The 7182-nt window shown below is 55.9% G+C and carries 6 protein-coding genes and 2 tRNA genes; 2 read left to right on the top strand and 6 right to left on the bottom strand.

The annotated features are described in order from the left end of the window. From ACTG34_RS07110 to dapF, 4 genes are all read right to left on the bottom strand, one after another. Positions 1-207, bottom strand: a 207-nt coding sequence (locus tag ACTG34_RS07110; RefSeq protein ID WP_439104269.1) for a ubiquinol-cytochrome c reductase iron-sulfur subunit N-terminal domain-containing protein, incomplete at its 3' end; no start/stop codon positions are given. Positions 208-471: 264 nt separating this feature from the next. Then, positions 472-1068 carry a glutathione S-transferase gene (locus tag ACTG34_RS07105; protein WP_439104268.1) on the bottom strand — a complete coding sequence of 199 codons (597 nt, stop codon included), beginning with the start codon at positions 1066-1068 and terminating at the stop codon, positions 472-474. 4 nt (positions 1069-1072) lie between these two features. Next, positions 1073-2335, bottom strand: coding sequence for a tRNA (N(6)-L-threonylcarbamoyladenosine(37)-C(2))-methylthiotransferase MtaB (mtaB, locus tag ACTG34_RS07100; protein WP_439104267.1), 1263 nt, complete (start codon positions 2333-2335; stop codon positions 1073-1075). Further along, positions 2335-3168, bottom strand: coding sequence for a diaminopimelate epimerase (gene dapF, locus ACTG34_RS07095; RefSeq protein ID WP_439104299.1), 834 nt, complete (start codon positions 3166-3168; stop codon positions 2335-2337). The genes mtaB and dapF overlap by 1 nt, the downstream gene beginning before the upstream one ends. A 102-nt stretch (positions 3169-3270) precedes the next feature. Between dapF and ACTG34_RS07090 the strand changes: the two genes are divergently transcribed. Beyond that, positions 3271-3346 (top strand) — tRNA-Lys (locus tag ACTG34_RS07090). 135 nt (positions 3347-3481) lie between these two features. Here the strand turns inward: ACTG34_RS07090 and ilvD are convergent. After that, positions 3482-5323, bottom strand: a complete 1842-nt coding sequence (ilvD, locus tag ACTG34_RS07085) for a dihydroxy-acid dehydratase (RefSeq protein ID WP_439104266.1) — start codon at positions 5321-5323, stop codon at positions 3482-3484. A gap of 121 nt (positions 5324-5444) precedes the next feature. Continuing rightward, on the bottom strand, positions 5445-6503 hold the full coding sequence (locus ACTG34_RS07080) for a LacI family DNA-binding transcriptional regulator (RefSeq protein ID WP_439104265.1): 1059 nt from the start codon (positions 6501-6503) through the stop codon (positions 5445-5447). Positions 6504-6812: 309 nt separating this feature from the next. Between ACTG34_RS07080 and ACTG34_RS07075 the strand changes: the two genes are divergently transcribed. Then, a tRNA-Arg gene (locus tag ACTG34_RS07075) sits at positions 6813-6889 on the top strand. Positions 6890-7182: the final 293 nt, after the last annotated feature.

The following is a 7182-nucleotide window of genomic DNA, read 5'->3' as shown; positions in this document are numbered from 1 at the left end:
GCCGCGCCATTTAACCGTCAACTGCGTGCCGGCTTGCACGTCAGCAATGTTTACGCGGATGGAGGCAAGCGCCTTAACATCTGCGGAAGCGTTCATTTGATTGACCAGGGGCCAGACCACGGCGCCTGCTGCAACTGCACCTGCGCCACCGGTGGCGTAGTACAGGAAATCGCGGCGGGTGCCTTCGTGTTCGTCTACATGGGACACGAGCAAATCTCCATTGTCTTAAGCCGGACCTAACCAGCCAATGCATTCAAGGCCACGGATTTCCCGTAGCCCTTCGGAGGCGCTTTTAGCGAGGCAATGCGTCCACGTCTAGCATACAATAGGACGCAGGGGCCTTTGATGGGCGCCTTAGTGGTATTCCAGCCGTCATAAACGGTGTTTCTTACATATATATGAGCGCAAACATCGTCTTGACCACTCAATGCAGCGATATCACCCAAAGATTACGATATCCGACTCGGGGCATCACTTTTCATATTTCGCCATGATTGTGTTGAACTGATCAGAATGAATGAACCGTGTAAGCCAGTTTTTGACCCCATCCCACTCTTGGGCATCGAACCATGTACGGTCCGTGTTCGCAAATTGACGCACAAAGGTAATCGTCGCCATGTCCGCAAGTGTAGGTGATGCGCCAAATATCCATGGTGTTTCGGTCAGGCGCTGATTGATGCTCCAAAGGATTTGTGCCGCTTTCGCGCGTTCAACTCCTACATCGACGTTCTCATACCGTGTTGCGTATTTGTAGCGATCAAGCGCGGTTTTGAATGGCCCCTCGATTTGAGAAATCCATGCCTCTCCCTCAGGCGGCATGTCGCGCCACCCGTCAGGGTCGTTGTGGGCAAGCGCCCAATCCATAATGTCGCGGCTCTCGTCGATTACGGTCTCACCCACGATCAAAACGGGCACGGTGGCCTTGGGCGAGGCTACGATCAGCTGCGCAGGTTTGTCGCGCAGCACGACTTCGCGCAATTCGACCTCTAGTCCCGCCGATGCTATCGCTAGGCGAGCACGCATGGCATAGGGGCATCGTCGAAAGGAATACAGGATCGGACGGGTCATGGCGCTATGCTGTCAACTGTGTGCCGCTTACGCCAGCAATCGTAGCGGTAACAATCTGGCCTTCAACTTGTGGGGCGGCAAAACTGACCTCGGTGAATTGTTCGGTGCGGCCCATCAGGGGATTCTCCATCAAGATGCGATGAGTCCGCCCGATTTGTGCGGTGAGGTGACGGGCGACCTGTGCGTCGCCCGCAGAGCGAAGGCGCGCCGCGCGCTCCTTAATGGTTTTGCCATTCACTTGGCTTGGGATTTTCGCCGCTGGCGTGCCCTCGCGCTTTGAATAGGGAAAGACGTGCAGCCACGTTAGATCGCAATCCGAAACCAGTTTAAGCGAGTTTTCAAAGTGCGCATCAGTTTCGGTGGGGAACCCGGCGATGATATCTGCGCCGAATGTCATGTCGGGCCTTAGGCGCTTGGCCTCTTCGCAAAACGCAATTGCATCATCGCGCAGATGGCGGCGGGCCATGCGCTTGAGAATCATGTCATCCCCGTGTTGAAGCGAGAGATGGAGGTGCGGCATAAGACGCGGCTCAGTGGCAATGGCCTGCATCAGCGCGTCATCAGCCTCAATCGAATCAATCGATGAAATCCGCAGGCGGGCCAGGTCGGGCACCAGTTTAAGGATGCGCATAACCAAATCGCCCAAACGCGGCGCCGCGGGCAGGTCGGCCCCCCATGAGGTCAGATCAACGCCCGTGAGCACGACTTCGTTGAAGCCCTTGTCTACGAGGCGTTTGATCTGATCGACCACCACGCCCGCAGGCACCGAGCGCGAATTGCCGCGCCCGTATGGGATAATGCAAAAGGTGCAGCGGTGATCACAGCCGTTTTGCACTTGAACATAGGCGCGGCTGCGCGTGCCGAACCCGTCGATCAGGTGGCCCGCTGTCTCGGTGACGCTCATAATATCGTCGACCTGAACGCGCTCGGTCTGGCCGATGAAATCCGGCCCCATCGCGGACCACGTTTCAGGCTGCATCTTTTCGGTATTGCCGATGACGATATCAACCTCACTCATCGACGTGAATGTCTCCGGCTCGGTCTGCGCGGCGCACCCTGTCACGATGATTTTGGCATCAGGATTCTCACGGCGCAGTTTGCGGATCTCTTGGCGGGCTTTGCGTACCGCTTCGGCGGTCACAGCACAGGTGTTGACCACGACAGCGTTCTCGACCCCCGCTTTCGCCGCAAGGTCTTTCATGGCTTCGGTTTCATAGGCGTTGAGACGACAGCCGAGTGTCGCAAAGACGGGCGGTTTGGCTGACATTAGATCTGCTCCAGAAATGATGCGTCAAATTCGCCCTTAAATACAAATTGCACTGGTCCCGTCATCCATACACCATCGTCACGCCAGTCGAGGGTCATCCAGCCGCCGTCGACCTCCATACGCACTTTCCTGCCCGTCAGGCCGCGCTCAGCGGCCGCTACGGCCGTAGCGCAGGCTCCTGAGCCACATGCAAGCGTAATGCCCGCCCCACGTTCCCAGACGCGCATTCTGATCTCGTCGTGGCCGCGCACTTGGGCAAATTCAACATTGGTGCGCTGGGGAAATAGAGGGTCATGTTCGACAGCGGCACCTTGGGCGGCGACATCAACGCCCGCAATGTCATCCACAAAGAACACCGCATGCGGATTGCCTATGCCGATCGCCACAGGATCGCCCGCGATGGGAAGGTGGTTGGTATCCACCGCGTGGCTGAGCGGCACCTCGTGCCAGTCGCGTTGTGGGTGGCCCATGTTCACCGACACCTCGTCGCCCGCGCGCACGGCGTGTAGAATGCCGCGCTCGGTTCGAATGGTTACGCTGTTGTTGCCGCTCTCTTGCATCATTAGCCACGCGACACAGCGGGTGGCATTGCCGCAGGCGCCCGCGCGACTTCCATCACTGTTCCAAAAGTCGAGCGAGATATCTGTCCCCTCGCCATCTGTGATCTCCGCGAGTTGATCAAAGCCAACGCCACGGTTGCGATCACCGATGGCCTTTGCCAGGTTTGGGGTGACGCGCGCGTCAATCCCCCGAGAATCAAAGATCACGAAGTCATTGCCTAGCCCGTGCATCTTTACGAAGGGCAGGTTCGAGGGGGAGAATACCTGTTGCATAAAGCGGCGTATAAACCCTGATGGAACCTTTTCCAAGAAAATCTCTGTTTAGTCCTTGACGCTCACGCCCTGCACTCGTAATACCCGCCTCACGATGAAAGTGGGCCGTTAGCTCAGCTGGTAGAGCAACTGACTTTTAATCAGTAGGTCGATGGTTCGAACCCATCACGGCTCACCACTTCGTCTAAAATAACCCGCGCTTCGGCGCGGGTTTTTTGTTGCGGTGTTATCACTAAGATTACGTGCCGCATTCCCCACATATGCAAAACGCCGCCCCGAAGGGCGGCGAATTATAGTCGTAAATTTGATCGGTTTATTGGTCGTCAGGCAGGATGCGCACCGCACCCTTATCTGCCGCAGAAGCCAACAGGGCATAGGCTTTGAGCGCTGTTGTGACGTGACGTGGACGTGGCTCTTTGGGCTTCCACGGAAGTGGCCCCATCGCAGTGCGACGACGATCCAGCTCACTTGCCTCGACCTTGAGCTCGATGGAGCGGTTGGGGATGTCGATCTCAATGATGTCGCCCGTTTCCACCAATCCGATTATACCGCCCTCTGCGGCTTCTGGTGACACGTGGCCGATCGACAATCCAGAGGTGCCGCCGGAAAAGCGGCCATCGGTCAACAAGGCACATTTTTTGCCCAAGCCTTTGGATTTTAGATATGACGTTGGGTAAAGCATTTCCTGCATGCCTGGTCCACCCTGTGGCCCCTCATATCGAATGACCACAATATCTCCGGCCTCGACCTTGCGGCTGAGAATCGCGCTGACAGAATCATCCTGGCTTTCAAACACACGCGCTTTGCCCGTGAATTTGAGAATGCTCTCATCGACGCCTGCCGTTTTCACGATACAGCCGCGCTCCGCCACATTGCCGAACAAAACAGCCAAGCCGCCGTCCTTGGAAAACGCGTGTTCTACTGAACGGATCACACCGTTCTTGCGGTCTGTGTCGAGTTCTTTGTAGCGGTTTTCTGTAGAAAAGGCCTGTGTGGTACGCACGCCGCCGGGGGCCGCTTTGAACAATTGCTCGGCCTCTGGGTTGTTCGCAACCGTGATGTCCCATTTGGCAATCGCGGCGGCCATTGTTTCGGAGTGAACGGTGCGCGCATCGCCGTGGATTAACCCGCCGCGATACATCGCTCCAAGGATGGCAAAAATGCCGCCCGCGCGGTGGATATCTTCCATGTGAACGTTCGCAACCGAGGGCGCGACTTTGCAAAGTACCGGAACCTTGCGGCTCAGGCGGTCAATGTCATCCATCGTAAAGTTGACCTTGCCCTCATAGGCAATCGCCAAGAGGTGCAACACGGTGTTGGTCGAGCCGCCCATCGCAATATCGAGCGACATAGCGTTTTCAAAGGCCTCGAATGTCGCGATCTCGCGTGGCAAGTAGCCCGGCAAGTCTTCTTCGTAGTGCTTTTTGGTGATCTCAACGATCTTACGACCAGCTTCCAAAAAGAGGTGACGACGATCGGCGTGAGTGGCCAGCGTGGACCCGTTGCCCGGAAGTGCCAGACCCAAGGCCTCAGCAAGACAGTTCATAGAGTTTGCGGTGAACATGCCCGAGCATGATCCACAGGTCGGACAGGCGGCTTTCTCAATCTCTTCCACCTGCGCATCGGTGTAGCTTTCATCGGCGGCGGACACCATTGCGTCCACAAGATCGAGCTTTTGCACGATATCGCCATCTTGCACCTTGCCCGCTTCCATCGGACCACCCGAGACGAAAATCACGGGGATGTTGAGGCGCATCGCCGCCATCATCATACCGGGAGTAATTTTATCGCAGTTGGAAATACACACCATAGCGTCCGCACAATGCGCGTTGACCATGTATTCGACACTATCCGCAATGATTTCGCGCGAGGGTAGGGAATAGAGCATCCCATCGTGACCCATCGCAATGCCGTCATCCACCGCAATCGTGTTGAATTCTTTGGCCACGCCGCCCGCAGCCTCAATCTCACGCGCCACCATCTGACCGAGGTCTTTGAGGTGAACGTGACCGGGAACGAATTGTGTGAACGAGTTGACGACAGCGATGATCGGTTTGCCGAAATCATCGTCTGTCATGCCTGTGGCGCGCCAAAGGCCGCGGGCACCGGCCATGTTGCGTCCGTGCGTTGAGCGGCGGGATTTGTAATGGGGCATGTAGACTTCCGTTATCTAAGTGTGGTGCGGGCACGCAGAGCTGCGCAATCTTGCAATTCATCTATACCGCGTGGTGCAAATTTCTAGCTTATGACGCGCGTTATCGTTGGGTTGTTCAGGTCTAGAGCGACTTTTTCTTACGGCGCAGGGTCTCCCCGATTTTCAGCTCCGGCTCCAACACGATCTCTTCACCACGCGGGGCACTGCTATCGGCCACGCGTTTTGCAATGATCTGTGCCGCGGCGCGACCGATCTCCGAGCGCATGGCTTTCATTGTCGCGAGCTTCTTGGGCAGCCCGTCAATGAACTCAATGCCGTTAAACCCTGCCAAGCCAATATCACCCGGTACGTCGATCCCGTTATCGAGACAGTATAGCAGCCCGCCAGATGCGATCATGTCATTGGAGTAATAAAGGAAATCAAGCGGATCGTCGGCGTTACGTTCTAAAATGGTTTGGGTCATCTCGCGCCCTTTGACCAAGGCGGACCCGCCCGAATAGAACTCCTGATCTGCGATCTCTAGGCCAGCTTTGGCCAATGTCTCCGTAAATCCCTCAAAGCGTTTGCGAGCACGGTGATCGAGTGGCATTTTGGTCCCGAGAAAGCCGATGCGCTTGTACCCTGCCTCGACGATGGCCTGCGCCATTTGGCGACCTGCACGGCGATGGGAAATGCCAACTTTGGCATCAATCGCATCGCCATCGGTGTCCATGATCTCGACCACGGGAATGCCCGCTGCCGCCAACATCGCTTTGGAGGCTTCGGTATGCTCAAGCCCCGCAATAATGACTCCCGAGGGACGCCATGACAGCATCTGGTACAACACCTTTTCTTCGCGTTCGGGTTTATAATGCGTGACGCCGACCACGGGTTGTAGCTCGGTCTCGTCGAGAATGTCGGAAATACCCGTCATCACTTCAGGAAACACCATATTGGACAAGGACGGAATAATAACAGCGACGAGGTTCACGCGGCTCGACGCCAAAGCGCCTGCAATTTTGTTGGGGACATACCCAAGCTCGCGTGCCGCCTCTAACACTTTGTTACGTGTCGTCTCCGACACATCGCCACGATTTCGCAGCACGCGGCTCACGGTCATCTCGGACACGCCCGAAGCCTCTGACACATCACGAAGAGTAAGCGGACGTTTCGGTGGGGTGAAATCCTGATCCTGCGACATGGCCATTGGCTCCATTTTATATATCCCTCACAGAATACATTATAAAACATCCTTGTCCACGCCGCGCAACCCGTGTATGTTATCGCTAACAATGCGCATTAGACACGATCTGTGCACAGCATATCCGGTTCGCCCTGCAAGCTCTCTTACTCACAGCGCGGTATCGGATTTTAAAAGGGGGAGTGGTGGGCCAATTTCACTCCCCCTTTTTCCTCCTCTCCATCGAGACAAAATTTTAGCGTCCCGCGCAGTACGACCGATGGCTTTCCCCTTGCCCCCAAACAACCTTCCCCTCTAAAAAGCCCCAGTGGTCCCGTGGCTCAACTGGATAGAGCAGCCCCCTCCTAAGGGGCAGGTTACTGGTTCGAATCCAGTCGGGATCACCAAAATCCATTGAAAAATATAGATTATTTTTGCGCGACTGTGCAGTTGTACGCAAAAACGTGCGTATAGTTTTCCTCGCTGATAGGGCGCTAAAACTGATTTCTCGTACAAAACCTGTACAAAATTCGACGCCCGTGTTGGCTAACGGGGGTCAAACATGAGTCGCCATAGCTTTGATCCCGACATCGCTGGACGCGTTGGTTTGAACGCGGCGGTGATTTTCCAGAACATCACCTTTTGGATCGAGAAGAACCAAGCCAACCGCCGCAACTTCCGAGACGGGCGGTATTGGACC

The organism is Celeribacter marinus, from assembly GCF_965656515.1.
GTDB classification, from domain to species: Bacteria; Pseudomonadota; Alphaproteobacteria; order Rhodobacterales; family Rhodobacteraceae; genus Celeribacter; species Celeribacter marinus_D.
The sequence above is the reverse complement of the archived record's forward strand: the minus strand, read 5'-3'. Positions and strand labels throughout refer to the sequence as shown.